At 74.8% G+C, this 26,906-nt stretch carries 22 protein-coding genes; 14 read left to right on the forward strand and 8 right to left on the reverse strand.

What is annotated here, in order from left to right:
* Positions 1 to 121: 121 nt before the first annotated feature.
* Positions 122 to 2,443 (reverse strand): DUF6049 family protein, encoded by a 2,322-nt coding sequence (locus C8D89_RS09790; RefSeq protein ID WP_116707940.1) that lies wholly within the window; start codon positions 2,441 to 2,443, stop codon positions 122 to 124.
* A complete protein-coding gene (locus C8D89_RS09795) occupies positions 2,440 to 2,868 on the reverse strand; it encodes an NUDIX hydrolase (RefSeq protein ID WP_116707941.1) in 429 nt (142 codons plus the stop codon). The genes C8D89_RS09790 and C8D89_RS09795 overlap by 4 nt, the downstream gene beginning before the upstream one ends.
* 180 nt (positions 2,869 to 3,048) lie before the next feature.
* On the opposite strand from C8D89_RS09795, the gene C8D89_RS09800 reads away from it, so the two are divergent.
* A complete protein-coding gene (locus tag C8D89_RS09800) occupies positions 3,049 to 4,539 on the forward strand; it encodes a CCA tRNA nucleotidyltransferase (protein WP_279323365.1) in 1,491 nt (496 codons plus the stop codon).
* 525 nt (positions 4,540 to 5,064) lie between these two features.
* Here the strand turns inward: C8D89_RS09800 and C8D89_RS09810 are convergent.
* Complete coding sequence (locus C8D89_RS09810) at positions 5,065 to 6,507, reverse strand: MFS transporter (protein WP_116707942.1); 1,443 nt, start codon at positions 6,505 to 6,507, stop codon at positions 5,065 to 5,067.
* A gap of 134 nt (positions 6,508 to 6,641) precedes the next feature.
* Here C8D89_RS09810 and C8D89_RS09815 point away from each other — a divergent pair, with 134 nt between their 5' ends.
* The 3 genes from C8D89_RS09815 to C8D89_RS09825 all read left to right on the forward strand — a co-directional run bounded on the left by C8D89_RS09815 (position 6,642) and on the right by C8D89_RS09825 (position 8,232).
* Positions 6,642 to 7,232 (forward strand): YqgE/AlgH family protein, encoded by a 591-nt coding sequence (locus tag C8D89_RS09815; protein WP_243417985.1) that lies wholly within the window; start codon positions 6,642 to 6,644, stop codon positions 7,230 to 7,232.
* Positions 7,233 to 7,337: 105 nt separating this feature from the next.
* The gene (locus tag C8D89_RS09820) at positions 7,338 to 7,826 is read left to right on the forward strand and encodes a DUF427 domain-containing protein (RefSeq protein ID WP_243417986.1); all 489 of its coding nucleotides are present in this window, start codon (positions 7,338 to 7,340) and stop codon (positions 7,824 to 7,826) included.
* Positions 7,827 to 7,830: 4 nt separating this feature from the next.
* On the forward strand, positions 7,831 to 8,232 hold the full coding sequence (locus tag C8D89_RS09825; protein ID WP_116707945.1) for a PPOX class F420-dependent oxidoreductase: 402 nt from the start codon (positions 7,831 to 7,833) through the stop codon (positions 8,230 to 8,232).
* A gap of 12 nt (positions 8,233 to 8,244) precedes the next feature.
* Here the strand turns inward: C8D89_RS09825 and C8D89_RS09830 are convergent, their stop codons facing one another.
* Together C8D89_RS09830 and C8D89_RS09835 are read right to left on the reverse strand one after the other, a co-directional pair.
* On the reverse strand, positions 8,245 to 9,648 hold the full coding sequence (locus C8D89_RS09830) for a phenylacetate--CoA ligase family protein (RefSeq protein WP_116707946.1): 1,404 nt from the start codon (positions 9,646 to 9,648) through the stop codon (positions 8,245 to 8,247).
* A 46-nt stretch (positions 9,649 to 9,694) separates the two neighbouring features.
* Positions 9,695 to 10,168 (reverse strand): SdpI family protein, encoded by a 474-nt coding sequence (locus tag C8D89_RS09835; protein WP_116707947.1) that lies wholly within the window; start codon positions 10,166 to 10,168, stop codon positions 9,695 to 9,697.
* 170 nt (positions 10,169 to 10,338) lie between these two features.
* On the opposite strand from C8D89_RS09835, the gene C8D89_RS09840 reads away from it, so the two are divergent.
* Positions 10,339 to 13,272, forward strand: a complete 2,934-nt coding sequence (locus C8D89_RS09840; RefSeq protein ID WP_116708172.1) for a leucine--tRNA ligase — start codon at positions 10,339 to 10,341, stop codon at positions 13,270 to 13,272.
* A gap of 82 nt (positions 13,273 to 13,354) precedes the next feature.
* On the opposite strand, the gene C8D89_RS09845 is transcribed toward C8D89_RS09840, so the two are convergent.
* Together C8D89_RS09845 and C8D89_RS09850 are read right to left on the reverse strand one after the other, a co-directional pair.
* Positions 13,355 to 14,437, reverse strand: coding sequence for an inositol-3-phosphate synthase (locus tag C8D89_RS09845; RefSeq protein WP_116707948.1), 1,083 nt, complete (start codon positions 14,435 to 14,437; stop codon positions 13,355 to 13,357).
* Between the two features lie 54 nt (positions 14,438 to 14,491).
* Positions 14,492 to 15,103: a PadR family transcriptional regulator gene (locus tag C8D89_RS09850; RefSeq protein ID WP_116708173.1), complete on the reverse strand. Its 612-nt coding sequence runs from the start codon at positions 15,101 to 15,103 to the stop codon at positions 14,492 to 14,494.
* Between the two features lie 170 nt (positions 15,104 to 15,273).
* On the opposite strand from C8D89_RS09850, the gene C8D89_RS09855 reads away from it, so the two are divergent.
* The 9 genes from C8D89_RS09855 (at position 15,274) to dnaB (ending at position 26,439) form a co-directional block, all read left to right on the forward strand.
* Positions 15,274 to 15,681 carry a DUF5318 family protein gene (locus C8D89_RS09855; protein WP_116707949.1) on the forward strand — a complete coding sequence of 136 codons (408 nt, stop codon included), beginning with the start codon at positions 15,274 to 15,276 and terminating at the stop codon, positions 15,679 to 15,681.
* 416 nt (positions 15,682 to 16,097) lie between these two features.
* A complete protein-coding gene (locus C8D89_RS09860) occupies positions 16,098 to 18,641 on the forward strand; it encodes a transglycosylase domain-containing protein (RefSeq protein ID WP_243418018.1) in 2,544 nt (847 codons plus the stop codon).
* A gap of 3 nt (positions 18,642 to 18,644) precedes the next feature.
* Entirely contained in the window at positions 18,645 to 20,270 is a 1,626-nt protein-coding gene (locus C8D89_RS09865) for a glycosyltransferase family 87 protein (protein ID WP_116707950.1), read from the forward strand.
* A gap of 171 nt (positions 20,271 to 20,441) precedes the next feature.
* The gene (locus tag C8D89_RS09870) at positions 20,442 to 21,452 is read left to right on the forward strand and encodes a hypothetical protein (protein ID WP_116707951.1); all 1,011 of its coding nucleotides are present in this window, start codon (positions 20,442 to 20,444) and stop codon (positions 21,450 to 21,452) included.
* Positions 21,453 to 21,592: 140 nt separating this feature from the next.
* Positions 21,593 to 21,919: a 30S ribosomal protein S6 gene (gene rpsF / locus C8D89_RS09875; RefSeq protein WP_243417987.1), complete on the forward strand. Its 327-nt coding sequence runs from the start codon at positions 21,593 to 21,595 to the stop codon at positions 21,917 to 21,919.
* The gene (locus tag C8D89_RS09880; protein WP_116707952.1) at positions 21,919 to 22,476 is read left to right on the forward strand and encodes a single-stranded DNA-binding protein; all 558 of its coding nucleotides are present in this window, start codon (positions 21,919 to 21,921) and stop codon (positions 22,474 to 22,476) included. The genes rpsF and C8D89_RS09880 overlap by 1 nt, the downstream gene beginning before the upstream one ends.
* 50 nt (positions 22,477 to 22,526) lie before the next feature.
* Positions 22,527 to 22,763 (forward strand): 30S ribosomal protein S18, encoded by a 237-nt coding sequence (gene rpsR, locus C8D89_RS09885; protein ID WP_116707953.1) that lies wholly within the window; start codon positions 22,527 to 22,529, stop codon positions 22,761 to 22,763.
* Positions 22,764 to 22,774: 11 nt separating this feature from the next.
* Positions 22,775 to 23,224, forward strand: coding sequence for a 50S ribosomal protein L9 (rplI, locus tag C8D89_RS09890; RefSeq protein WP_116707954.1), 450 nt, complete (start codon positions 22,775 to 22,777; stop codon positions 23,222 to 23,224).
* A gap of 617 nt (positions 23,225 to 23,841) precedes the next feature.
* Positions 23,842 to 26,439 (forward strand): replicative DNA helicase, encoded by a 2,598-nt coding sequence (gene dnaB / locus C8D89_RS09895; protein ID WP_116707955.1) that lies wholly within the window; start codon positions 23,842 to 23,844, stop codon positions 26,437 to 26,439.
* Positions 26,440 to 26,442: 3 nt separating this feature from the next.
* Here the strand turns inward: dnaB and C8D89_RS09900 are convergent, their stop codons facing one another.
* Positions 26,443 to 26,877, reverse strand: coding sequence for a CBS domain-containing protein (locus C8D89_RS09900; protein ID WP_133251861.1), 435 nt, complete (start codon positions 26,875 to 26,877; stop codon positions 26,443 to 26,445).
* Positions 26,878 to 26,906: the final 29 nt, after the last annotated feature.

The following is a 26,906-nucleotide window of genomic DNA, read 5'->3' on the forward strand; positions in this document are numbered from 1 at the left end:
CCCTCGTCACGGCGCCGGGCGGGCGGAGGCGGCGGGGGGACGACGTCGGGCGCGTCGGGGCCGCCCTCGCGGCTCTCCTCCGGCGCCTCCCCGGGCGGTCGCCGGCCGGGCTCGGGCGCGGTCACCGCTTCTGCAGCTCGCGGGTCGACAGGTCGTGCGGGCCCCGCGGCGTGCTCGGGCCCCGACGGTGGTGACTGCGCCGGGACCGGCGGTCGCGGCGCCCCGCCCGAACCCGGCGAGCGATCCGTACGCTCGCCAGGATCACCAGCACGACGGCTGCGGACGCGGTCAACCACACCGTGATCGTGCCGTAGGCGGTCGATCGCAGCAGCAGACGAGCCGTGGGCCCGAGAGGTTCACCCCCCGGTGTGCGGGCCTGGGCGTCGACGGCGAACTGCCCCGCCCGGGACACCTGGACCTCGACCTGCACCTGCCGGCTACCGAACGCCGGGACGGTGATGACCGGGAGCGGGCCGGTGGTCAACCCGTTCGTGGGCTCCAGCACGACCTCGACCCGCACGGCCACCGGCAGCCGGTTCTCCACGGTGAGCAGCAACGGGGCGTCGTTGGTGCCCAGCGAGTACGAGCCCGACGGCTGGACGACGCGCACGAGCGAGCGCAGCGCGTCGATCTGGCGCTCCACCCCGGCCACGGCCGCCTCCTGGGCGGCGGGTTCGTCCCGCCAGGCCGCGGACAGGGCGCGCAGCACCCCGTCGGTGAGCGGTTCCACGAAGTCCGTCGGCGAGGGGGTGCCGATCCCGTCCCGCTCGGTCGCCGCGAGCAGCTCGCGTTGGCGTTCCCGGACCTCGGCGGCGCGGGCGACCACCGACTCCTGCAGGCCGTCGACGGCCGGTGGCGGGGTCGCCAGGGCCGCGGCGGGCAGCGCGGTCGCGGCGCCGACGGGGGCGAGGAGGCTGCCGAGGTCGACGGGACGGGCGAGGCCGAGGCGGGTGAGGTCCTCGACGGCCGTGAGCAGCGCGCCGGCCTCGCCCGGGCCGGCGGCCCAGTCGGCGGGCGGGGCGAGGACGCTCACGGGCGGGGTCTCGTCGTCCGGGGTGTCCTGCAGGGCCCGCAGGGCCAGCGTCCCGATCGCGTCCTGCGCCGCGAGGCCGTCCGGGGTGCCGGCAGGGCTGGTCGAGCGGTCGGCGCGGTCCACCGCGCGCGGGGCGAGGGCCGCGGCCGCGAGCGGGTCGAGACCGACCGCGACCGGTGCGTCGGCCGGCGGGCCCGGCAGCCGGGCGAGGGCGCCGGCGGGCAGGCCGTCGTCGAGGACGTCGGCGTCGAGGAGCAGGGCGCGCGTCCCGCCGGCGGTCAGGTCGGCGAGGCTGCGCTCGTCGAGGAGCCCGCCCGGGGGCCACACGGTGTCCGGGACGGGGGTGACCCCGAGGATTCCCGCGACGCGGCGGGAGCCGGTGGTCACGGCGGCCGTCGTGAGGTCGGTGAGGTTGCCGCGGGCGGTCGCGACGAGGTCGGTGCGGGCGTAGGGCAGCGCGGTCACACAGCGACCGCCGGCCTGGGCGCGCAGGGCGTCGAGCCACCGGCTCGCCGCCGCGGACCCGGTGCCGGCGGTGGTCCGGCCGTCCGGGGTCAGCACCTGGTAGCCGCCGGCCATGGCCCGGGCGGTCTCGAGCAGGTCGGCGTCGACGGCGAGGCAGATCGACCGGGACGCCGCCGACCCCGCCGGCGCGGCGCGCCCCAGCGCGTCGACGAGGCCCGCGAGCCGCCCGCCCGGGGCGAACGACGCGGCGAGGTCGTCGTCGCGCAGCAGCGTCGGCGCGCCGGGCACGACGGGCACGCGTCGGGGCCGGTCGGCGATCGGCCAGAGCACCGACACACCCGCCGCCCGGCCCACCGGCGGGGCGGCGAGCGGCCCCGCCCCGGGCACGCCGACCACGGGCAGCAGCAGGCGGACCGCGCCGAGACGCTGCGGTCCGGCGGTGCCGAGCGCCCCGTCGATGTCGACGAGCAGCGGGTGCACGCCGGGTGCGGCGAGGGCCAGCGACCCCGCGCCGGCGCCGGTCAGGGGCACGCGGACCGTGAACGGCGCCTCCTGCCCCGGGTCGAGCAGGGGCGCGATCTCGGCGGTCGGCGTGCGCACCGCCGACGTCGACCCGCCCGCGGCGAGTGCGCCCCGCGCCTCCCGGGGCCCCGACAGCGGCGTGCCCCGCTCGAGGCGCACCCCGACGTCACGCGCCGGCACCGCCGAGCGGTTGGCCACGCGGCCGGTGACGACCAGCTCGCCGGGTCCGTCGGCGGTGACCACCCGCGGGGCCATGGCGTCGAGCACCACGGAGACCGGCTCGCCGCCGACGGGAGCGGCGGGGACGGCGTGCGCGGCGGGCGCCGTCGGCAGCCCCAGCAGCAGGGCGACCAGGGTCAGCAGGACTCCCGCGGCAGCCGGCGAGGACGAACGGGCTCCCCGCGGGCGGCGGGGAGGGCTCACGCCGACTCCTCCAGGATCTGCGCCGCACGCCGCACCAGGCGGCGCTCGTCGGCGTACGCCAGTCGGGTGTCGAGCTCGTCCAGCGGCACCCACGCCACCTCGGTGACCTCGACGTCGGCGTCGGACAGCTCGCCACCGTGCGCGTCGAGCAGGTAGTGGTGCACGGTCTTGTGGATCCGTCGGTCCTCGGCCACGAACCAGTAGTCGATGCTGCCGAGGAACGCCCGCACGCTCGCGATGATGCCGGTCTCCTCCTCGACCTCCCGCACGGCGGCCTGCTCGGCGGTCTCGCCCTCCTCGAGGTGGCCCTTGGGCAGCGACCAGAGCAGGCGCCCGCGACGGTCGAGCCGGCCGATGAGGGCGGCGCTGGCCCCGGCGGCGTCGACGACGAGGCCTCCCGCGGAGGTCTCGTCGACCGTGCGCATCCGCCGCCGGGAGCCCCGTCGGCGCCGGTCGCCGGACCGGCGGGACGGGGTGGACACGTGCGCGATCGTACGGCGCCCGCGCGGTGACGGCGGCGTGTCGACGATCCGACGGCGAGGTGTCGCCCGGGCCGGATCCCGGTGTCCCGGAGGTCCCGGCCCGTCGCGGTACGCTGTCCTGCCGTGCCCGGACCCGCGCAGGCCCCCACCTCCTCCACCGGCGCCGACCATGCGGCGGTGGTGGAGATGCTGCGCTACGCCCCCGTCGCCGACGAGCTCGCCCAGCGCTTCGCGGACGCGGGGCACCGCCTCTACCTCGTCGGCGGCAGCGTCCGCGACGCCCTGCTGGGACGTCCGTCGCCCGACCTCGACTTCACCACCGACGCCCGTCCCGAGCAGATTCAACGGCTGGTCTCGGGCTGGGCCGAGGCCGTGTGGGACACCGGGATCGCGTTCGGCACGGTCGGGGCCGCGCGGCGCGGGCAGACCCTCGAGATCACGACGTTCCGGGCCGACGCCTACGACGGCGTGAGCCGCAACCCCGTCGTGGCCTTCGGCGACACCATCGAGGGCGACCTCGTCCGCCGCGACTTCACCGCCAACGCGATGGCGCTCTCGCTGCCCGACCGCACCTTCGTCGACCCGTACGGGGGGCTCGCGGCCCTGGCCCGCGGCGTGCTCGACACCCCGACCGACCCCGCGACGTCCTTCGGCGACGACCCCCTGCGCCTGCTGCGCGCGGCGCGGTTCGTCTCCCAGCTCGGGTTCGAGGTCGCACCGCGGGTGCGCGAGGCGATGACCGCGATGGCGCCCCAGCTCGCGCGGATCACCGCCGAGCGGGTGCAGGCCGAGCTCTCGAAGCTGCTGCTCGGCGCCCACCCGCGGCGCGGGATCGAGCTCATGGTCGACACCGGGCTCGCCGACGTCGTGCTGCCCGAGGTGCCCGCGATGCGCCTGGAGATCGACGAGCACGCGCAGCACAAGGACGTCTACGAGCACTCGCTGACGGTCATGGAGCAGGCCATCGACCGCGAGAGCTCGGATGACGGGGGTCCGGACCTCGTGCTGCGCCTCGCCGCGCTGCTGCACGACATCGGCAAGCCCGCGACCCGCAAGGTGGAGCCCGGGCGGCGCGTCAGCTTCCACCACCACGAGGTGGTCGGCGCCAAGATGGCCCGCAAGCGGCTGCGCGAGCTGCGCTACCCGAAGCAGGTCGTCGAGGACGTCGCGCAGCTCGTGTTCCTCCACCTGCGCTTCCACGGCTACGGCAAGGGCGAGTGGACCGACTCCGCGGTGCGCCGCTACGTCACCGACGCCGGCCCGCTGCTCGAGCGTCTGCACAAGCTGGTGCGCTCGGACTCCACGACGCGCAACAAGCGCCGGGCCGCGGCCCTTCAGCGCTCCTACGACGACCTCGAGGAGCGGATCGCGCGGATCGCGCAGGAGGAGGACCTCGCGCGCGTGCGTCCCGACCTCGACGGCAACGCGATCATGGAGCTGCTCGGCATCCCGCCGGGTCCGCTGGTCGGGCGGGCGTGGCGCCACCTCAAGGAGGTGCGCCTCGAGCGGGGCCCGCTGGACGACGACGAGGCGCGCGCCGAGCTGCTGCGGTGGGCGGCCGAGGAGGGGATCGAGTCCGAGGGCACCCGAGGCGGCACGGAACCGCAGGGCTGACGCCCGCGTCGAACCGCGTGTGGGCGCCATCAGCTACGTCTTCGGCACCGGACGCGGTCCGGTGCACCGGCACGTCACCCCGGCCGACGCCGACCTGCCCGGCGGCGCGTCGGCGGCCCCGGACGCCGTCGTGCTCGACTTCGACGGCGACGGGCGGGTCGACGACGCGCTCTGGGACAGCGACGGCGACGGGGTCGCCGACCGCTCGGTGCTCGACCTCGACGACGACGGCCGCGGCGACCACGCCTACACCGACCCGTCCGGCCGCGGGGTGTGGGACGTCCGCGTGCCGCTCGACTCCGGCCCGGGGGCGACGGCCGGGGTGGCGCTGACCTGGTCCGACGTGCGGGGCCGGTCGGGCAGCGGGGCGGCCGTGCTCGACACCGACGGCGACGGGGTGGTCGACGGCCTCGCGGTGGACGCCGACCACGTCCCGGGCGAGGAGGTGCTCTGCGACCTCGACGGCGACGGGCGCGCCGAGCAGATGCTGGTCGACGACGACCGGGACGGGCGCGCCGAGCTGGCCTACCTGTCCGCGGACCCCGGGTCCCCGTCGGCGCGGTGGGACGTGCTGCTGGTCGACACCGACGCGGACGGCGCGGTGGACACGGCCATCGCCGAGGGCGCCGCCGGCTGGGTGCCGCCCTGAGCCTGGGTCCGCAGCGCCCACTCGTGCACCACGAGCCCGAGCAGGTAGAGCCCGGCGGCGAGGACGAGCAGCAGGGGTGAGCGCCCGTCCGGCGGGGCGAGGAACGCCGCGCCGGCCACCGCGAGCACGTAGGTGACGTTGAAGGTGGTGTCCGACAGCGAGAACACCCGCCCGCGCACCGCGTCGCCGACCTCGCGCTGCACCGCCGCGTCGGAGCACAGCTTGATCGCCTGGCCCACCAGCCCGAGCACGAACGACCCCGCGAGGATGGTGGGCAGGGTCATCGGCAGGCCGAGCGCGAGCAGCGCCACCGCCGCGAGCACCAGCATGATCCGCACGGTGCCGGCGCGTCCGACGCGCCCGGTGAGCCACGGCGTGACCACCGCGGCCACGCCCAGGCCGGCGGCCACCGCGACGACCACCTCGCCCAGCCCGGCGATGCCCGCCTTCAACGGGCCGACGTCGGTCAGGGCGTAGCGCATGAGCAGCAGCACGACCAGCGTCGTGACGCCGAAGGCCAGGCGGTGGGCGGCGACGGCGCAGAACGCGGCCACCACGCCGGGGGCCTCGCGGGCGGCGCGTGCCCCGTCGACGAGGCCGGACGCCACGGCGCGCAGGGCCTGTGCGGCCTCACGGCGCTCGTCGGGGCCCAGCGAGCCCCGGGGGATCCTGGCGGCCACGACGACGATCAGCATCGATCCGACCGCGGCGACCATCGTGGTCCAGGCGGCGTCGGCGTCCATCGGGCCGAAGAGCCCGCGCAGCCCGATCGCGCAGCCGGCCCCGATCGCCGCGGCCACGGCCCCGGAGGTCGTGACCAGGGAGTTCGCTCCGACGAGGTGCTCGTCGGCCACGACGTGGGGCAGCGCCGCCGAGAGCCCGGCCTGGATGAAGCGGCTGACCCCGATGGTCGCGAGCGCGCCGAGGTAGAGCGGTGGGCCGGTGATGCCGGCGAGCACCACGAGAGCGGTGAGCAGCGTGAGCGTCCCGCGCAGGGCGCCCGCGACCACCATGACCCGCTTGCGGTCCCAGCGGTCGAGCAGCGCCCCGGCGAACGGCCCGACGATCGAGTACGGCAGCAGCACCGTCGCCAGCCCCAGCGCGACCATGACCGGATCGGCCTCACGCTCGGGGCTGAACAGCACGAGCCCGCCCAGCGCCGCCTGGAACACGCCGTCGCCCCACTGCGCGGCCAGCCGGACGGTCAGCAGCTTGCCGAAGCCGGGGTGCACCAGCAGTTCCCGCAGCCGGGCGACGGGCCGCGGCCCCCGGGACGTCGCGGCCCGCGCGGGGGCGATGGGTCCGGGCGCGACGGGCACGAGCGCCCACGCTACGCGTCCGCGCGCCGGGGCGGTCCGTGCCGGCAGTCCGATCCGCGACAGCGTCCGGACGGTGCCGGCGCCACCCCGGTGCGCCTGCCGCGACCCCGTGCCTCGGTGCGACGATGGGGTGCGTGGCCAGTGGTGTGGGTGAACATCAGCAGGCCGAGGTCGAGGCGGGGACGCTCCTCGTGGCCTCCCCGACGCTGACCGACCCCAACTTCGCGCGGTCGGTGGTCTTCGTCATCGACCACCGGCCGACGGGCACGCTCGGCGTCGTGCTCAACCGGCCGAGCGAGGTCTCGGTGGCCGACGTCCTGCCCACCTGGGGCCCGCACACCAGCACCCCGCACGCCGTCTTCGTCGGCGGGCCGGTCGAGCAGCGCACCGCCCTGTGCCTGGCCGCACTGCGCGCCGGCGAGGACCCCGCCCACACCGGCGGCGTCGTGGGCGTCCGTGGCCCCGTCGCGCTGGTCGACCTCGACGGCGACCCCGACGACCTCGCCCCCCGCGTCCGCGGTCTGCGGGTCTTCGCCGGCTACTCGGGCTGGGACCGGGGCCAGCTCGACGGCGAGATCCGCCGCGGCGACTGGTTCGTGGTGCCCGCCCTGCCCGACGACGTCCTGGCTCCCGCCGGCTACGACCTCTGGGGCGGCGTCCTGCGCCGCCAGGGCGTCCCCCTGGCCCTCCTCGCCACCCACGTCACCGAGCCCCGCCGCAACTGAGCGCGCCTAGGGATGCAGCGAACGCGCTGTTCGCTGCTTCTACGCGTCCGAACTCCCCGTTCGCTCGGCGCGCCGGGCCGCCCGGACGGGCCTAGCGTGCTGATCGTGCGACGCGTCGAACCGGGCCCCGGGCAGGAGTCGGTGTGGGACTACCCGCGCCCCCCGCGGGCGGAGGCGGTGCGCCGGCGGGCGGTGGTCACGCACGCCGGTGCGGTCGTCGCCGACACCGACGACGTCGTCCGCGTCCTCGAGACCAGCCACCCGCCGACGTACTACCTCCCGCGGACGGCATTCGCCGACGGCGTCCTGCGGCCGGCGCAGCGCCGCACGGTGTGCGAGTGGAAGGGCACGGCCCGCTACGTCGACGTCGTCGTGCCCGGTGCAGCGCCGCTGACCGACGTCGGGTGGTGGTACCCGCAGGACGCGGTGTACCCCGCCCTCGCCGACCGCGTCGCGCTCTATCCCGGCCCGTTCGACGAGATCACCCTCGACGGCGAGCGCGTCGAGCCCCAGCCGGGCGGGTTCTACGGCGGCTGGATCACCCGCGACGTCGTCGGGCCGTTCAAGGGCGGCGCGGGCACCTGGGGCTGGTGACCGCGTGCCGGCCCCGTCCGTCCTCGCCCTCGCCGACGAACCCTTCGTCGCCCTGACCACCTTCCGCCGCAGCGGCGACGGCGTGCGGACGCCGGTGTGGGTGGCGCGCGACGGGGACACGCTGGTCGTCACCACCGTCGACGGCAGCGGGAAGGTGAAGCGCCTGCGCCGCGACCCGCGCGTCGTCCTGGAGCCGTGTGACCGGCGGGGCGAGGTGGCCCCCGGCGCGCCGCGCGTCGAGGGCCGCGGCGAGGTGGTCGACGACCGGCCGGCGCAGGAGTGCCCGCGGCGGGCCATCGCCGCGAAGTACGGCTGGCAGTACCGCGTGATCAGCCTGGTCGGGCGCGTCGGCGCGCTCCTGGGGCGCCCGCGGCGCCCGCAGGTGATCCTGCGCCTGCGCGACTGACCCGCGCGGGGATCACCCGAGCGGCGACGGCGGCAGTGACCGGAGGACGTGCCGGAGCTTGCCGCTCCGCGGATGTGGCCGCGGCGGGTCGTCGGCGAGCTCGATCGCCACGCCGGGCGCTGCCCCCTGCGTCCGCAGGTACTCGTCCAGGCGGTCACGGGCACGCTGCCCGACCTCGTCCCGCCGGGCGCCCGGGTCGACGTCCAGTCGCAGGGCCAATGTCGCCGGGGCGGTCTGCACGACCTGGTAGCCCCGCACGCCCGGCGTCTCCTCGACCACGGTGGCCACGGCCATCGGAAGGAGGGCGACCTCGGCGTCGTCGGCCCCGGGGATCCGCAGGATCTCGTCGGTGCGCCCCTCGGCGGTGATGGTGGGCAGCGGGCTCCCGCAGGGGCACGGCTCCGCGCCGACGACGACGCTGTCGCCGAGCTCGTACCGGATGATCGGCTGGACGTGGTTGGCCAGGTTCGTGACCAGCACCGTCTCCGACCGCTGCCCGTCCGGCACCGGCGCCCCCTCGGCGTCGACGGGCTCGACGACGAACCAGTCCGCGTTGACGTGCATGCGGCCCCGGCGACACGGCAGCGACAGCGGCGTCGCCTCCGACGCGTTGTAGGTGTCCACCACGACGGCGCCGAACACCCGCTCCGCCCGCCGCCGCACGGTCGGGGTCAAGGCCTCGCCGCCGCTGCTGATGACCAGCGGCGAGATGTGCAGGCGGCCGGCCTCCTGCTCGTCGGCCAGCACCCCGAGCGCACTCGCATAGGTCCCCAGCAGCACCGGCTGGAACTCGTCGAGCTGCGCGACGAGCTGCGGCAGCGGATCGAGGACGGAGAAGTACCGGGCCCAGCGCCGGCGCACCGGCCTGGCCCGCAGACGCCGCTCGAACATCGTCGCCGACAGGTAGTGCCCGCCCGGCGCGAACACGGCCGCCTGGCGCGCTCCGCGGGCGAGGACCCGGAGGAGCAGGCGGGGCGGCAGCACCCCGGCGGAGCGGGCGTAGGTCAGGCCGGTCATCACGGCGACGGCGCGGGGGTCCTGGACGAGCAGGGCCGGCTCCGCCGTCGACCCCGACGTGGTGAACACGACGTAGCGCCCGAGGAAGTCCTCCCCGACCCGTCCGGGGTCGCCCACGAACGCCTCGACCCCGGTGCGGGTCACGGCGGGGTCGGTGACCCAGTCGTCGAAGCGCGCCATCAGCCCCGGCTTCCGCACCGGGGGGAGGCGCACCAGGTCGACGGGACCGTCGGGCAGGGCCCGGTAGTGCTCGGCGTAGAAGGGCGAGGCGCGGCGGGCGTGCCGGACCACCGCGTCCAGCCGCGCCGCCCGACGCGCGGCGATCGCCGGCGGGCCCCCGCGGACGGCGCGCCAGGCGTCCCACGCGACGCCGGCGGCGGTGAGCTCGCGTCGCCTCATCGTCCCACGGCGCCCGTCACGGCGAGCCCCTCCCGATCGACGGCGCTCAGGCCTCCGCCTGCGCCCGCGGGCAGATCGCGCACGACCCGCCGCACGCTCCCGCCGGGGCACAGGTCGCGCGCTCGGGCTCCGGCTCCCCCGCCGTGCACGGGGCGGGTGGAGACGAGGCGAGGGCCTCGTGCTCGGCCTCCTCGGCCGCCGCGACCCGCGCACCCACGACCCCGCCGACCCCCAGCAGCCCGACGAGCCCGATGCCGCCGAGCACCAGCATCACCACGCCCGCGGGCGTGGTCGCCGCCAGCAGGGCGGCCACCGCCGCGCCCAGGCCGACGACGCCGGCGCCGACGAACGCCGGTGCGGCGGCGCGGTTCGCGCGCCGGAACGCGGCGACGTTGCTCATGGTCCACACCGTGCGCACACCGATGACCCGGTTGCGCGGTAGCCGGTACACGGACGCGAGCACCCCGACGACGCCCACCACGAGCGCCGCCACCATCAGGACCAGGGCCGGGACGATCACACCCCCAGAGTAGGCTCGCCGGTGTCCTCGCGGGATCCGCGGTGCCCCCCGCCGGGGCGCGGCGCCCGGGTCGTCGGCGGACGCCGGGGCGGGTGCCGGCCGGGCGGTCACGCAGGAGCGGGGACCACCGGTCGAGACCAGGAGGAGTCCCCGTGACCGCCGAGCCCGAGGTGGCGAGCCGCGCCGAGACCGCGTCCGGCGTGCCCCCGCACCGCTACACCGCCGCGCTGGCCGGGCAGATCGAGCGCCGGTGGCAGGACCACTGGGAGGCCGCCGGCACGTTCGCGGTCGCCAACCCCGGCCCGGACGCCCCGGAGCCGGCGGGCGAGAAGTTCTACCTGCTCGACATGTTCCCCTACCCCTCGGGCGCCGGCCTGCACGTCGGGCACCCGCTGGGGTTCATCGGCACCGACGTCCTCGGCCGCTTCCTGCGCATGACCGGGCGCACGGTGCTGCACGCCATGGGCTTCGACGCCTTCGGCCTGCCCGCCGAGCAGTACGCCGTGCAGACCGGGACGCACCCGAGGGCCACCACCGAGGCCAACATCGCCCGCTACCGCGAGCAGATCCGCCAGCTCGGCCTCGCGCACGACGAGCACCGGTCGGTGTCGACCACGGACATCGACTTCTACCGGTGGACGCAGTGGATCTTCCTGCAGATCCACGGCTCCTGGTACGACGCCGAGGCCGCCCGTGCGCGGCCGATCACGGAGCTCGAGGAGGAGCTGGCCGCGGGCATCCGCGCGCTGCCCGACGGCCGCGACTGGGCGACGCTCTCCCGCCCGGAGCAGGACCGCGTCCTCGACGACCACCGTCTCGCCTACCTGGCCGACGCGCCGGTCAACTGGTGCCCGGCGCTGGGCACGGTGCTCTCGAACGAGGAGGTCACCGCCGAGGGGCGCTCCGAGCGCGGCAACTTCCCCGTCTTCCGGCGCAACCTGCGGCAGTGGATGATGCGGATCACCGCGTACGCCGACCGGCTGGCCGCCGACCTCGACGGGGTCGACTGGCCCGAGTCGGTCAAGACGATGCAGCGCAACTGGATCGGGCGCTCGCAGGGCGCGCAGGTGCGGTTCGCCGTCGACCGCCCCGACGCGGAGCGGAGCGGAGCGGCCCCCTCGGCTCAGTCGATCGAGGTCTTCACCACCCGCCCCGACACGCTGTTCGGCGCTACCTACCTGGTCCTGGCGCCCGAGCACCCGCTGGTCGATGCGCTGACGCCGGACGCGTGGCCGTCGCCGCCGACCGGCGAGGAGCTCGACGGCCGGTGGACCGGCGGCGCCGCCACCCCGGCCGAGGCCGTCGCCGCCTATCGCCGGGTCGTCGCCCAGCGCTCCGAGCTCGAGCGCCAGGAGGCCCGCGACAAGACCGGCGTGTTCACCGGCGCCTGGGCGACCAACCCCGTCAACGGGGAGCCGCTGCCGGTCTTCGTCGCCGACTACGTGCTCATGGGCTACGGCACCGGCGCGATCATGGCGGTGCCCGGCCAGGACCAGCGCGACTGGGACTTCGCGACGGTCTTCGGCCTGCCCATCCGGCGGACGGTCCAGCCGCCGGCCGGCTTCGAGGGCTCGGGGGGCCAGGCCTACGTCGGCGCCGGCCCGGCGATCAACTCCGCCAACGACGAGGTCAGCCTGGACGGGCTCGAGGTCGACGAGGCCAAGGCCACGATCACCACCTGGCTCGCCGGGAAGGGCGCGGGCGAGGCCGTCGTGCAGTACAAGCTGCGCGACTGGCTGTTCTCCCGCCAGCGCTACTGGGGCGAGCCGTTCCCCGTCGCCTACGCCGCCGACGGCGAGACCGACGGCGGCCCGTCGATCCCGCGCGCGCTGCCCGACGCGGACCTGCCGGTGCTGCTGCCCGACGTCGAGGACTACGCCCCCCGCACCTACGCCCCCGACGACGCCGAGAGCGCGCCGGAGTCGCCGCTGGCGCGGGCCCGCGAGTGGGTGCGCTTCTCCGAGGACCTGCCGTCGGACCCCGAGCGCGGGTTCGCCGAGTACGTCCGCGAGACCAACACGATGCCGCAGTGGGCGGGCTCCTGCTGGTACTACCTGCGCTACCTCGACCCGCACAACGCGGAGCGCTTCGTCGACCCCGGCGTGGAGCGCTACTGGCTGGGTCCGCGCGCGCCGGGCGACCCGGGCGGCGTCGACCTCTACGTCGGCGGCGTCGAGCACGCCGTGCTGCACCTGCTCTACGCGCGGTTCTGGCACAAGGTGCTGTTCGACCTCGGCCACGTGTCGTCGTCCGAGCCGTTCCGCCGCCTGTTCAACCAGGGCTACGTCCAGGCCTGGGCCTACACCGACGCGCGGGGCGTGTACGTGCCGGCCGAGGAGGTCGTCGAGTCGGCGGACTCCGCCACCGGATTCACGTGGAACGGCGAGCCCGTGCGCCAGGAGTACGGGAAGATGGGCAAGTCGCTGCGCAACGTGGTGACGCCCGACGAGATGTGCGAGATCTACGGGGCCGATACGTTCCGGCTCTACGAGATGTCGACGGGGCCGATGGAGGCCTCGCGGCCCTGGTCGACGCGCGACGTGGTCGGCTCGCACCGGTTCCTGCAGCGGGTCTGGCGCCTGGCGGTCGACGAGCAGACCGGTGAGCTGCGCGTCGCCGACGTCGAGCCCGACCGCGACACCCTGACCGCGCTGCACAGGGCGATCGACGGCGTGCGCACCGACCTGCCGGCGATGCACTACAACACCGCGGTCGCCAAGCTCATCGAGCTGGCCAACCACCTGACCAAGGCCTACCCTGACGGCGGCACCCCGCGCTCGGTGATCGAGCCGCTGGTCCTGATGCTGGCCCCCCTGTGCCCGCACGTGGCCGAGGAGCTGTGGTCGCGCCTGGGTCACCCGCACACGCTGGCGTACGAGCCGTTCCCCGAGGCCGACCCGGCGCTGCTCGTCGAGGACACCGCCGAGTACCCCATCCAGGTCAACGGCAAGGTCCGCTCGCGCATCACCGTGCCCGCCACCGCCGGCCAGGACGAGGTCCGTGCCGCGGCGCTCGCCGACCCCAAGGTCGTCGACCTGCTCGGGGGCGCGGAACCGCGCAAGGTCATCGTCGTCCCCGGGCGTCTGGTGAACGTGGTGCGCTGACCCCGCGACGACGACGGGCCCCACCGGTTCCCGGTGGGGCCCGTCGTGTGTCCGTGCCGGTCGTCGGCCGGTCGTCGGCCGGTCAGGCCGGGCCGCGCTCGCCGCGGATGAACTCCTCGACGCGGTCGTAGGCCACCGAGTCGCGGTACTGCTCGGGCGGGGACTTCATGAAGTACGACGACGGTGCGAGCAGCGGGCCGCCGATGCCCCGGTCCATGGCGATCTTCGCCGCGCGGACGGCGTCGATGATGATGCCGGCCGAGTTCGGCGAGTCCCAGACCTCGAGCTTGTACTCGAGCGACAGCGGCACGTCGCCGAAGGCCCGGCCCTCGAGGCGCACGTAGGCCCACTTGCGGTCGTCGAGCCACGCGACGTGGTCGGACGGGCCGATGTGGACGTTGCCCGCGCCCATGTCGCGCTCGATCTGCGAGGTCACCGAGTTGGTCTTCGAGGTCTTCTTGGACTCCAGGCGCTCGCGCTCGAGCATGTTGCGGAAGTCCATGTTGCCGCCGATGTTGAGCTGCATCGTGCGGTCGAGCTGCACGCCGCGATCCTCGAACAGCTTGGCCAGGACGCGGTGGGTGATGGTGGCACCGACCTGCGACTTGATGTCGTCGCCCACGATCGGCACGCCCGCGTCGGTGAACTTCTGCGCCCACGCCGGGTCGGAGGCGATGAAGACCGGCAGCGCGTTGACGAAGCCGACGCCGGCGTCGATCGCGCACTGGGCGTAGAAGCGGTCGGCCTCCTCGCTGCCCACCGGCAGGTAGGACACCAGCACGTCGGCCCGCGCCTCGCGCAGGGCGGTGACGACGTCGACGGGGTCGCCGTCGGCCTCGGTGATCGTCTCGCGGTAGTAGCGGCCGAGGCCGTCCATCGTGGGGCCGCGCTGGACGGTGACGCCGGTCGGCGCCACGTCGGCGATCTTGATGGTGTTGTTCTCCGACGCGACGATGGCGTCGGCGAGGTCGACGCCGACCTTCTTCGCGTCGACGTCGAACGCGGCGACGAACTCGAGGTCGCCGACGTGGTAGCCGCCGAAGTCGACGTGCATGAGACCCGGCACACGGGTGGCCGGGTCGGCATCGGCGTAGTAGGTCACGCCCTGCACGAGGGACGCGGCGCAGTTGCCCACGCCGACGATCGCCACTCGGACCGAACCCATGTCTGTTCTCCTCTACGACTCTTCCTGGGGTGGGTGCTGGACGGACCTGTGGTCTCAGGCGTCGGTATCGGACGACGGGGCGTCGTCGGGGGCGTCCGCGGACCTCTCGGCGTCGATGAGCTCGTTGAGCCAGCGGACCTCGCGCTCCGTGGACTCGAGCCCGATGCGGTGCAGCTCGCGGGTGTAGTGGTCGATCTGCTCGCCGGCACGGGACAGCGTCGCGCGCAGGCCCTCGCGGCGTTCCTCCACCCGCCGGCGCCGGCCCTCGAGGATGCGCATCCGCACGTCGACGGGCGTCCGGGAGAAGAAGGCCAGGTGGACGCCGAAGCTCTCGTCGTCCCAGGTCTGCGGCCCGGCCTCGGCCAGCAGCTCGTCGAACCGGTCCTTGCCGTCGGCCGTGAGCTGGAAGACCCGGCGACCCCGGCGACCCCACGACGAGCCCCGCGACCGGCCGGACGCAGCGGGCTCGGCGCCGTCCTCGGTCTCGCCGGCGGACTCGTCGGTCTCGGCGATCAGCCCGGCGCGTTGGAGGCGGCGCAGGGTCGGGTAGAGGGAGCCCCAGGAGAACGCCCGGAACGTGCCGAGGCGGGCGTGGAGCTGCTTGCGCAGCTGGTAGCCGTGCATCGGTGCCTCGTGCAGGAGGCCGAGCACGGCGAGCTCGAGCACGTCCACCCCCGATCCCGCGCGTCCTCGCCGCCCCGGTGGACAGCGTGCCCAACTGTATCGGAGCGATACATCAGGGGTAGCCGAGCCACGATCACGTCACACGTCGTCCCGGGACCGGCGCCCGCCACGAGGAGGGGACGCGGGGGCGCGGTGGTGGCTACGCTGGAGCCGTGCCAGGAGCCCGCCAGGTGGTCGACTACGCCCTGCAGCGCCGCGCGCTGCTCGCCGGCGTCGCCGCCGGACGCGTGCCCACCGCGGAGGCCTGCGACGCCGGGGCCTACCTGCTCAGCGCCGCCTCCCACCACGGCCGTCCCACCGCCCGGACGTGCCCCGTGTGCCACCGCGAACCCCTCACCGAGGTCCTGTGGATCTTCGGTGAGCGTCTTGGCGCGGCCGCCGGATCCGCTCGTTCCGCCGACGAGATCAGTCGTCTGGCCGATGCGATCAGCGAGTTCACCGTGCACGTCGTGGAGGTCTGCCGCGGGTGCCGATGGAACCACCTCGTACAGTCATACGTCCTGGGGACCGACGACGCGTCGGGAGGCGGGCGCCGGCGACGCCGGACGGCCACCACCTGACGGCACGGGCGTGACGGCCCCCCGGGACCGACGGGGGGCCACCACGGCGCTCCGGAGAACCACCCGGCACCGGGAGGCGATCGGTGGACGACGAGCGGCGCACGGACCGCGGGGGCGCACGGCCCTCCGGTCCCGACCCGTCCCACCCGGGCGCCCCCCCGCCGCGACCCGACCGTGGCGTCCCGCCCGGGCCGCCCCCGAACGGCCGGCCCGCCCGAGGCGGCCCACCTCCCGGCCACCCACCCTCCCGACCGCCCCAGGATCCGCCGCCCGGGTCGCGCCCCGGGCCGCCGCACGGCCGTGCTGCCCAGGGCCCGCACGGGCAGCCCCCGTACGGCCAGGGCGGCCCCGGTCGCGGCGGTCCGTCCCGGCCGCCCGGGCCGGACGAGGACGGCCTGCCCTCGGGCTGGCGCGCGGTGCCGCCGTCGCAGAACCCCACCCACGGCCACGGCCCCGTCGACGCACCGACCGTCTCGACCGGAGCAGCCGCCGGGCCCGTCGGGTCGGCCGCGGCCACCCGGCGCGGCGCGGTCGGCACCGTCACCCCGCCCGACGGCGGAGGCCCCACGCGCGACGGGCACCTGCTGACCCACGAGGTCGCCCCCGGTCGCGGGGCGAGCGCGACGCGGGCGATGGCGCCCACCTCGACGGGTGGGTCCTCGCGCGCCGCCATGGCCGCCGGCGGCCTCTCGGGCACCGCGGTCGCCCCGGTGCCCACGCGCCCGGGCGGCGGTGGCGACGACCCGCCGGGCAACGGGCGCCGTCCAGCGCCCGAGGAGCCCGAGCCCGACCCGCGCCGGTCGCGCTGGCGCCGGATCCGCCGCGTCGCCTACGTCCTCGTCGGGCTGCTCCTGCTCGGTCCCGTGCTCGCGTTCGCGGTCGGCTGGATCTTCTTCCGCGTGCCGTCGCCGGACGACGCCGCCAACAACCAGGTCGCGACGATCTCCTACGCCAACGGGTCGTCACTGGCCTCGCTCGTCCCCGAGCAGGGCAACCGGATCAAGGTGCCGATCGCCCAGGTCCCGCTGCACGTCCAGCAGGCCGTCCTCTCGGCCGAGGACCGTTCGTTCTACTCGAACCTGGGCTTCGACCCCGTCGGGATCACGCGCGCGGTCTGGAACCAGGCGACCGGCGGCGTCGGCGGCGGGTCGACGATCACCCAGCAGTACGTGAAGGTCGTGCTGGTCGGCGACGAGTACTCGCTGTGGCGCAAGTACCGCGAGGTGGTGATCGCGGCGAAGATCTCCCAGGAGCAGTCGAAGGAGGAGATCCTCGAGAACTACCTCAACTCGATCTACTTCGGTCGCGGGGCGTACGGCATCCAGGCGGCCTCGCAGGCCTACTACGGCAGGGACGTCTCCCAGCTCACGGTCTCCGAGGGCGCGGTGCTCGCGGGCCTCATCCAGGCGCCGTCGCGCTGGGATCCGGCGGTGGACCGCTCGATGTCCGAGCAGCGCTGGAACTTCGTGCTCGACGGCATGGTCAGCCAGAACTGGCTGCCGGCGGCGGAGCGGCGCGCGCAGACCTTCCCGACGACGATCCCGCCGCAGCCGCGGCGCAGTGGCATCCCGGACAACGACCGCGGCCACATCGTCTCGGCCGTGCGTGCGGAGCTGAACTCCTACGGGATCACCGAGCAGCAGGTGAACCAGGAGGGGCTCCAGGTCACCACCACGATCGACCCGAGCCTGCAGGACGAGGCGGTGGAGTCCGTCGAGCGCCAGCTGCGGGGACAGCCGCAGAACCTGCGCACGTCGCTGGTCTCGGTCGACCCGCGCACCGGCGCGATCCTCGCCTACTACGGCGGCGAGGACGGCTCGGGCTTCGACTACGCCCAGGCCCGGCGTCAGCCGGGCTCGTCGTTCAAGCCGTTCGTGCTGCTCGCCGGGCTCGAGCGCAACCCGCCGATCGGTCTCGGCACGACCTTCGACGGGTCGAGCCCCCAGACCATCGCGGGCACCGAGGTCGAGAACAACGAGGGCGAGAGCTGCCCGAACTGCGACCTGCGCACGGCGATGACGCAGTCGATCAACACGGTCTTCTACCAGCTCGGCGTGCAGGTCGGGCCGCAGAGCGTCGCCGACGCGGCCCACCAGGCCGGCGTCTCGGCGGAGCTGCCGAACCCCAGCGGCGGCATCGCGCTGGGTGACCGCGAGGTCCGCCCCGGCGACATGGCGTCGGCGTACGCGACCTTCGCGGCCGACGGCGTCTACCACCGGCCCCACCTCGTCAGCCGCGTCACCACGCTCGACGGGCGCGTGCTCTACGACGCGGGCGTCCCGGCCGGCGAGCAGCGCATGACCCAGCAGGTCGCCCGCAACGTCACCGAGTCGATGCTCCAGGTCGCCGACCACTCCGGCATCGCGCTCTCCGGCGGCCGCCCCGTGGGAGCCAAGACCGGCACCGTGCAGTCCTCGGTCGACGGCCAGAACAACGACGCCTGGATGGTCGGGTTCACCCCGTCGATCTCCACGGCGGTCTGGGTCGGCACCGACGACAACACGCCGATCAAGAACGGGGACGGGCGACCGATCTACGGGCGCGGCGTACCCGGCCAGATCTGGCAGGGCTTCATGAACGACGCCCTGAGCGGCGACCCGGTCGAGCAGTTCTCCGACTTCCGGCCCATCGGGACGCCTCCCCAGACCACCCCGACGGCGCCGCCCGAGCAGCCGGGCTGCGTCGAGGGACAACCGTGCCCGCCGCAGAACCCCGAGGAGGGCGGCGACGAGTACGGCGACGACCCGTACTACGGCGGTGACCCGTACTACGGCGGCGACGGTGGCGGGTACTTCGGCGGAGACCAGGGCGGCGGCGACGGGGGCGGCGAAGGCGGCGGCGGTGACGGCGCTGCTGGCAGTGGAGGCTTCGGGGGCGGAGGCGGTGGCCTCGGCGGAGGTGGCGGCAGCGACAGCGACAGCGGTGGTGACAGCAGCGGCAGCGACGGGACCGATGGCTGATCGATGAGCGGCGCCCCCACCCGCGCCGCGGGCTCCGGCCGCGCCCGCACGCACGACCCCGCCTCACTGGGCCCGGACCAGCGGGTCCGACCCACGCACGAGGACCCGTTCGTCGCGTCGGTGTCGGCCGTGGTCGGCGGTCCGCTCGGCGAGCACGCCGTGGCGGGCCGTGCCCGCTTCCTCACGCCGCTGCGGGTGGTGCTGCTGCTCGGGGTGGTCGTGCTCGCCCTGGCGTGGTTCGCCAAGGCGCCGTGCCTGCAGCAGTACCCCGGCGAGCGCGGGCTCGAGCTCGACTGGCGCGACGGCCGCCAGTACGTGGCGATGTGCTACTCCGACACCGTCCCGCTCTACACCGCCGAGCGCCTCGACGTGGGCGGCGTGCCCTACGTGACGTCATGGGTCGACCGGCGCGACGACGGCAGCGAGCAGGTGCGCTACATGGAGTACCCGGTGCTGACCGGGTTCTTCCAGTGGGCCAACGCCCGCCTCGCCGACGTGTGGCTGGCCGGTGCCGGGGCGGGCCTGCTGCCGGGCGCGCTGCCGGTGGTCGTCTACTTCGACCTGTCCGCGTTCTGGCTCGCGCTCGCGTGGCTGGTGACGATCTGGGCGGTCGTGCGGCTGCGGCCCGGACGTCCCTGGGACGCCGCCCTCGCCGCGGTGTCCCCGCTGGTCGCGGTGCACGCCTTCACGAACTTCGACACGCTCGCGGTCGCCGGCGCCACCCTCGGGATCCTCGCGTGGGCCCGCCGCCGTCCGGTGCTGGCGGGGGTGGTCCTCGGCGTCGGCGCGGCCGCGAAGCTCTACCCGCTTTTCCTGCTCTATCCGCTGCTCCTGCTGTGCCTGCGGGCGGGACGGATGCGGGCGTGGGGGCAGGCGACGGCGGCCGGCGTGCTGACCTGGTCGCTGCTCAACCTGCCCGTCGCGATCGCCGCGCCGGACGGGTGGTGGGAGTTCTTCCGCCTCAACTCCGAGCGGGGCGCCGATCCCGACTCGCTCTACAACATCGTCGCCGGCCTGACCGGTTGGAGCGGCTTCGACGGCCCGCTCGCGCCCGGGCGGGCGCCGTCGGTGCTCAACGCCGTCAGCGCCCTGTTGTTCGCCCTGTGCTGCCTGGCGATCGCGGTGCTCGTCGTCCGGGCGCCCCGACGCCCGCGGTTCGCCGCGATCGCGTTCCTCGTCGTCGTCGCGTTCCTGCTGACCAACAAGGTCTGGAGCCCGCAGTACTCGCTGTGGCTCGTGCCGCTGGCCGTCCTGGCCTACCCGCGCTGGCGCCCGCTGCTGGCGTGGATGGTGCTGGACGCCCTGGTGTGGGCGCCGCGGATGTACTACTACCTCGGCACCGACGCCAAGGGCCTGCCCGCGCCGTGGTTCTACGGCGCGGTGATCGTGCGCGACGTCGCGGTGCTCGTGGTCGCCGCGCTAATCGTGCGATCGGTGCTGCGTCCCGAGGACGATCCGGTCCGCACGCCGCGGGATCCCTCGTTCTCCCGCGGCCTGGACGACCCGGACGGGGGCGTGCTCGACGGGGCGCCCGACCGGACGACCCTGCTCGCCCGCGCGGACGCGATCCTGGACGCCGTGGCGGGGCTGTTCGGACGTGGTCGACGGCGGACTGGAGTCCCACGATGAGGGCGCTCCCGCGCCGCCTCGCGTGTCGCTCCGCGAGGACTGCGGCAGCCGGGTGAGGGTGGCCGTCACCACCGGGTTACTCGCTCGTTGGGTTCGACGTGCCGCCGGGACGGCCCACTCCCCCATGGGGTCGGACCGGCACCCCCGGGTTCTTGCCAGAAAGGTCCGTCCATGGCCCTGCGTGCTCCCCGTCTGCTGACCGCCCTCCTCGCCGGCGGGCTGGTGACGGGTTCGCTGCTCCTCGGTGCCGGATCCGCGACCGCCGCGCCGGACGACGTCGTCGAGGCGCGCTGCGGCGACACCGTGCGCGCCGAGCCGGGCCAGCAGGTGAAGCTGATCCCCGCGGTCGGCGGGCCGATCACCAAGACGGTCACCGAGACGACGGAGACGCTGTCCTCGCTCATCGGCGGGCTCCTCTGCAGCGTCCAGGTGACCGTCGTCGAGCCGGTGACCGAGCAGGTCGCCCAGGCGGCTCCGCAGGCGCGCCAGCTCACCGAGGGACTCGGCGAGACCACCGGCCGGGTACTGACCCCGTCCCGCGAGTCCTCCGAGGCGACGGAGGCCGCCGAGACCGAGGCGGAGGCCGCGGAGACCACCGAGACGGCGGCCGCGCCGACGCTCACGCCGGAGCAGACCGCCGCCGCGGCGCCCGCGTTCGCGCCCGCCTTCGGTGCGCTGCCCTCGTCGTTCCTGCGCTCGGCCACCGGCCCGGCGCCGGGTGTCGCGGCCTACGACCCCACCATGCTGCTCGGCTCGGCGTTCCCGGGCCTGCGCGCCGGCGCACCGGCCTACCTCGGCTACGACCCCGCCAGTGCCGTGACCACCGCCAGCCAGGTCCAGGCCCTGCCCGTGGACGGCCTGACCCGCGGCGGGGTCGGGGTTCCCGCGCTCCTCGCGGTTCTCGTGCTCTCCGGAGTCGCGGCCTTCACCGTGCGCCGGATCGTCCTCGGCCGCGCGGGTGGCGGCGCGCGTCCGTCGCCGGTGACGGCGCCCGTGGCGGAGGAGGCCGAGGAGGCCGAGGAGGTCGAGGAGCCCGCCGCGGACGGCGGGCGGACCGCGGCGGACGTCGCGGTGGCCGGCGACCGGGCGGACACGGTGGACACGGTGGACACGGTGGACACGGTGGACACGGTGGACGCCGACCAGCCCGCCGCGGTGGGCCGCACGCCCGTCCCCGCCTGACCCCTCGCCGGGCGGTGGAACCGCCAGCGCGGGTGCTGCGTCGGACCTGGTGAGGGCGTGGCCGGGCCCCTTCGGTAGCCTGGTCGGACCGAGACCCTCCTGCCACGGATCGTCCGTGGCCGCCAGCCCACAGGAGGTGAGTGGATCTCGTGCGCCACTACGAACTGGTCGTGATCCTCGAGCCGAGCCTCGACGAGCGCACCGTCGCCCCGTCCCTCGAGACGTTCCTCAACGTCGTCCGCAAGGACGGCGGGACGGTCGAGAACGTCGAGGTGTGGGGCCGCCGTCGCCTCGCCTACGAGATCGACAAGCATGCCGATGGCATCTACGCCGTCCTCGACGTCAACTGCGAGCCCGCCACCGTCAAGGAGATGGACCGGCAGCTCGCGCTCAACGAGTCCGTGCTGCGGACCAAGGTCATGCGCCGCGACCCCGCCTTCGCCGGGCGCCGGGGCAAGGCGAACTGATGGCCGGCGACACCGTCATCACCGTGGTCGGCAACCTCACCGCCGACCCGGAGTTGCGGTTCACGCCGTCGGGCGCCGCCGTCGCGAACTTCACCGTGGCCTCGACGCCGCGCACCTTCGACCGCCAGAGCGGCGAGTGGAAGGACGGCGAGGCGCTGTTCCTGCGCTGCAACATCTGGCGCCAGGCCGCGGAGAACGTCGCCGAGACGCTCACCCGCGGCACGCGGGTGATCGTGCAGGGCCGCCTCAAGCAGCGCTCGTTCGAGACGCGCGAGGGCGAGAAGCGCACGGTCATCGAGCTCGAGGTCGACGAGATCGGCCCGTCGCTGCGGTACGCCACCGCGTCGGTCACCAAGGCCTCCCGGGGCTCCGGGGGCGGCGGTTACGGCGGCGGCAACGGGGGCGGCGGTTACGGCGGCTCCGGCGGGGCCTCCGGCTCCGGCGGCTCCGGCGGCTCCGGCGGGGGCGGCTGGTCGGGCGGGGGCGACGACCCCTGGGCCTCGGCCCCCGCGGCCGGCTCCTCCGGCGGCGGCTACGACGACGAGCCCCCCTTCTAGACCTCGTTCACCACCCGGTTCTGCTCAGGATCTCCAGGAGAAGACACACCATGGCGAAGCCGCCGGTGCGCAAGCCGAAGAAGAAGGTCTGCACCTTCTGCAAGGACAAGAACCAGCTGATCGACTACAAGGACACCAACCTCCTGCGGAAGTACATCTCCGACCGCGGGAAGATCCGCGCGCGGCGGGTGTCGGGCAACTGCAGCCAGCACCAGCGCGACGTGGCCACCGCGGTCAAGAACTCGCGGGAGATGGCCCTGCTGCCCTACACCTCGACCGCGCGCTGAGGGAGGCCGACGTGAAGCTCATCCTCACGGCCGACGTCGCCAACCTCGGCGGGCCCGGCGACACCGTCGAGGTCAAGGACGGTTACGGCCGCAACTACCTGCTGCCCCGCGGCCTGGCCATCGTCGCCACCCGCGGTGCGCAGAAGCAGGTCGAGACGATCCGCCGCACCCAGGAGGGCAAGCGGATCCGCGACCTCGACCACGCCAAGGAGGTGGCCGGCCAGATCCAGGGCCTGGGCACCGTGACCGTCACCGGCAAGGCCGGTCAGGGCGGGCGTCTGTTCGGCTCGATCACCCCGGCCGACGTCGTGTCCGCCGTCCGCTCGCAGGGCGGTCCGAACCTCGACAAGCGGTTCGTCGACATCGCCGGGCACATCAAGTCGACCGGCGACCACACGGTCACCGTGCGCCTGCACCCCGATGTCGCCGTGGACCTCCCGCTGGACGTCCAGGGCGCCTGACGGCGCCGACGGGCGAGCTCCGCGCCGTCGCCCGCCCGCACCCACCCCACCTCGGGCCCGGCACCGCCATGCGGTGCCGGGCCCGACGTGTGTCCGGGGCCCGCTCACGTCAGCGGCGGGGCCCTCTCGGCGTGCTCCCCCGGATGCCGGGACCCGGTGTCCGTGTCCTTCGGTGGATCACCGGGGTCACCGCCCGGCGAGCGGGGCCCGCCGCTCGGCTCGACACGCTGCGCGAGCGGGTGAACACACCGGCGACACGCGGTCCGCGGCGCGCCGCGGCGTCGTCCATCCACTTGTTGTCCACACTGCGCACAACCCGCTGACCTGCGGTGACGTCTCGACAGGAGCGGTTGCCAACAGGTTGTCCCCAGGTGTGTGCCCACGGCGGGGGTGTGCCCGGTGGACCGATCCCGGCTCTGTCCCCAGGGCATCCCCAGGACCGGCTTGGGCCGCCGTCGACGGGGCCCTAGCGTGCCGTCGGCGCGGTCGTGACGGCTGCCGTCGTCGACACCGCACCGCCGGTGCGGCGGGGCTGTCGGTGGGCGCTGCTAGAACGGGTGTTCGACGGAAGCGAGCCGTGCCGGCGCCGCCGGTCGGTGCGAGCGGAGGGAGCAGTCGTGGCGGTGCTGGACGATCGGGGGACGTCCGGACGGGGTCCGGAGCGGCCGGGGGCCACGCCCGCGGAGTTCGACCGGCAGCCGCCGCAGGACCTCCCGGCCGAGCAGTCGGTGCTCGGGGCGGTGCTGCTGAGCAAGGACGCCATCGCCGACGTCGTCGAGATGCTCAAGCCCGACGACTTCTACCGCCCGGCCCACCAGACGATCTACGAGTGCGTGCTGGACCTCTACGGGCGCGGCGAGCCGGCCGACCCCGTCACCGTCTCCGCCGAGCTCGAGCGCCGCGGCGAGCTGCTGCGCATCGGCGGGGCGCCCTACCTGCACACGCTGATCGCCACGGTCCCCACGGCCGCCAACGCCGGCTACTACGCCGAGATCGTCGCCGACCGCGCGATCCTGCGACGCCTCGTCGAGGCGGGCACGCGCATCGTGCAGCTGGGCTACCACGGCGCCGAGGGCGCCGACACCGACGATGTCGTCGACCGGGCCCAGGCCGCGGTGTACGAGGTCACCGACCGGCGCGTCACCGAGGACTACGTGGCCCTCGAGGACGTCCTGCAGCCGACCATGGACGAGATCGACGCCATCGCCTCGCGCGGCGGCGTCTCGTTCGGCGTACCCACCGGTTTCACCGACCTCGACGACGTCACCAACGGCCTGCACGCCGGCCAGATGATCATCGTCGCGGCCCGGCCGGGAATCGGGAAGGCGCTCGCCCTGGACACTCCGTTGGCGACGCCGGCCGGGTGGACCTCGATGGGAGAGGTGGCGGTCGGCGACGAGCTGCTCGACGCGGCGGGCCGGCCGACGCGGGTCGTGGCCGCGACGGAGGTCATGCACGACCGGCCGTGCTACGAGGTCGAGTTCTCCGACGGCACGGTGATCGTCGCGGACGAGTCGCACCAGTGGCTCACCGACACCCGGGCGTCACGACGCTCTCCACGCGTCTCCGCGAGCGTGCGGACCACAGGAGAGATCGCGGCGACGCTGCGGTGCGCCACGGCCGACCGCCGGATCAACCATTCGGTGCGGACCGCAGCGCCCCTCCAGCTTCCCGACCGGGAGCTGCTGGTCCCCCCGTACGCCCTCGGCGTCTGGCTCGGTGACGGGACGTCGGCGTCGGCGTCCTTCACCAGCGCCGACCCGGAGATCGCCGCACACGTCGAGGCGGAGGGCCTCGAGGCGCCCCTCGTCGGACGGCTGCGCTACGGCCTGCGCCTGCCTGCTCATCCATCGCCGCCCGAGCGGGAGTGTGTGGTGTGCGGCGCGACGTTCCGGCCGGCCACCTCCCAGGTCCGCACGTGCGGCCGGTCGTGTGGGGGCCGCGCCCGGTTCCTCTCCGCGCCGGTGCCTGCACCGAGGTGCCCCGACTGCGGGGGTCCTTCGTGCGGTCTCGTCCGCTGTCAGGACTGCCGTGACCACCACGGCACGGTCCAGGCGCGCCTGCGCACGCTCGGTGTCCTGGGTGACAAGCACATCCCCGTCGAGTACCTGCGGGCGTCGGAAGGGCAGCGTCGGGCCCTGCTCGCCGGGCTCCTCGACACCGACGGCACGGTCCTCCCGACCGGCGTGGTCCAGTTCGCGGTCACCAACGCCCGGCTGGCCGCCGACGTCGCAGAGCTCATCAGCAGCCTGGGCATGCGCTGCTCGACGGTCACGAAGGCCGTGGGTGGCCGCAGCGTCGCGACGAGCACGGCCTACCTCGTGACCTTCTCCACGGCTGACGAGGTGTTTCGCCTGGAGCGCAAGCGCGTCGCTCACAAGGAGCGTCGTCGGGCCGCCGACGAGACACGCACCCGGCTCCGTTACGTGGTCGATGTCCGGCCGGTGCCGTCGGTGCCCGTGCGTTGCGTCGAGGTCGACAACGACGCACACCTCTACCTCGCGGGGCGGTCGTTGGTCCCGACGCACAATTCGACCCTGGGAATGGATTTTGCTCGGTCGGCGAGTATAAAACATGGCCTGACCTCGGCGTTCTTCTCCCTGGAGATGGGCCGCACCGAGATCGTCATGCGCCTGCTCTCGGCGGAGGCCAAGATCCGCCTGGCCGACATGCGCTCCGGCACCATGACCGACGACGACTGGACGCGGCTGGCCCGGCGCATGAGCGAGATCAGCGAGGCGCCGCTGTTCATCGACGACTCGCCCAACATGACGATCATGGAGATCCGGGCGAAGGCCCGGCGGCTCAAGCAGCGTCACGACCTCAAGCTGATCATTCTCGACTACATGCAGCTGATGACCTCGGGCAAGAAGGTCGAGTCCCGCCAGCAGGAGGTCTCGGAGTTCTCCCGTCAGCTCAAGCTGCTGGCCAAGGAGCTCGAGGTCCCGCTGGTGGCGATCAGCCAGCTCAACCGTGGTCCCGAGCAGCGCACCGACAAGAAGCCGATGCTCTCCGACCTCCGCGAGTCCGGGTCGCTGGAGCAGGACGCCGACATGGTCATGCTCATCAGCCGCCCCGACGCCTTCGAGCGCGACGACCCGCGCGCCGGGGAGGCCGACCTCATCCTCGCCAAGCACCGCAACGGCCCCACGGCGACGATCACCGTGGCGCACCAGCTGCACTACAGCCGCTTCAGCGACATCGCCCGGGGTTAGGCGTCAGGCGGAGGTGTCCGCGCGTTCCCTGGCGCGGGCGTCGACGTCGGTCTGCGCGCAGAACCCCCGCCCGCTGCGCTTGAGGCAGAGCAGGCCGAGCAGGACGCCCTGCGCGTCGACAACGGCGAGCCGCCGCCGGTGCGTGGCCACCATCGCGCGCCAGGTCTCGAGGAGGTCCTCACCGGGACGCACGACGCGGTCCCCGAGCCGGCCGTACCGTCGCGCGGGGTCGGTGTCCGGAGCGTCGGCGAGGTCGGCCCGCTCCACGACCGCCACCAGGACGCCGGCGTCCACCAGCAGCACGGCGTGCACGTGGTCGTCGGCGAGTTCGGCGCGGGCGCCGGCGACGGTCAGGTCCGCCGTGCCCACCTTTGGGCGCGCCAACATCGCGTCGGCGACGCTCCGCCCCGACACCACGTCGACTCCACGGCAGGCCATGACCTGCAGTGTGCGACGTGGCGGGGGCG

Origin of the sequence: Actinomycetospora cinnamomea, assembly GCF_003096675.1 — a bacterium.
Lineage (GTDB): Bacteria > Actinomycetota > Actinomycetes > Mycobacteriales > Pseudonocardiaceae > Actinomycetospora > Actinomycetospora cinnamomea.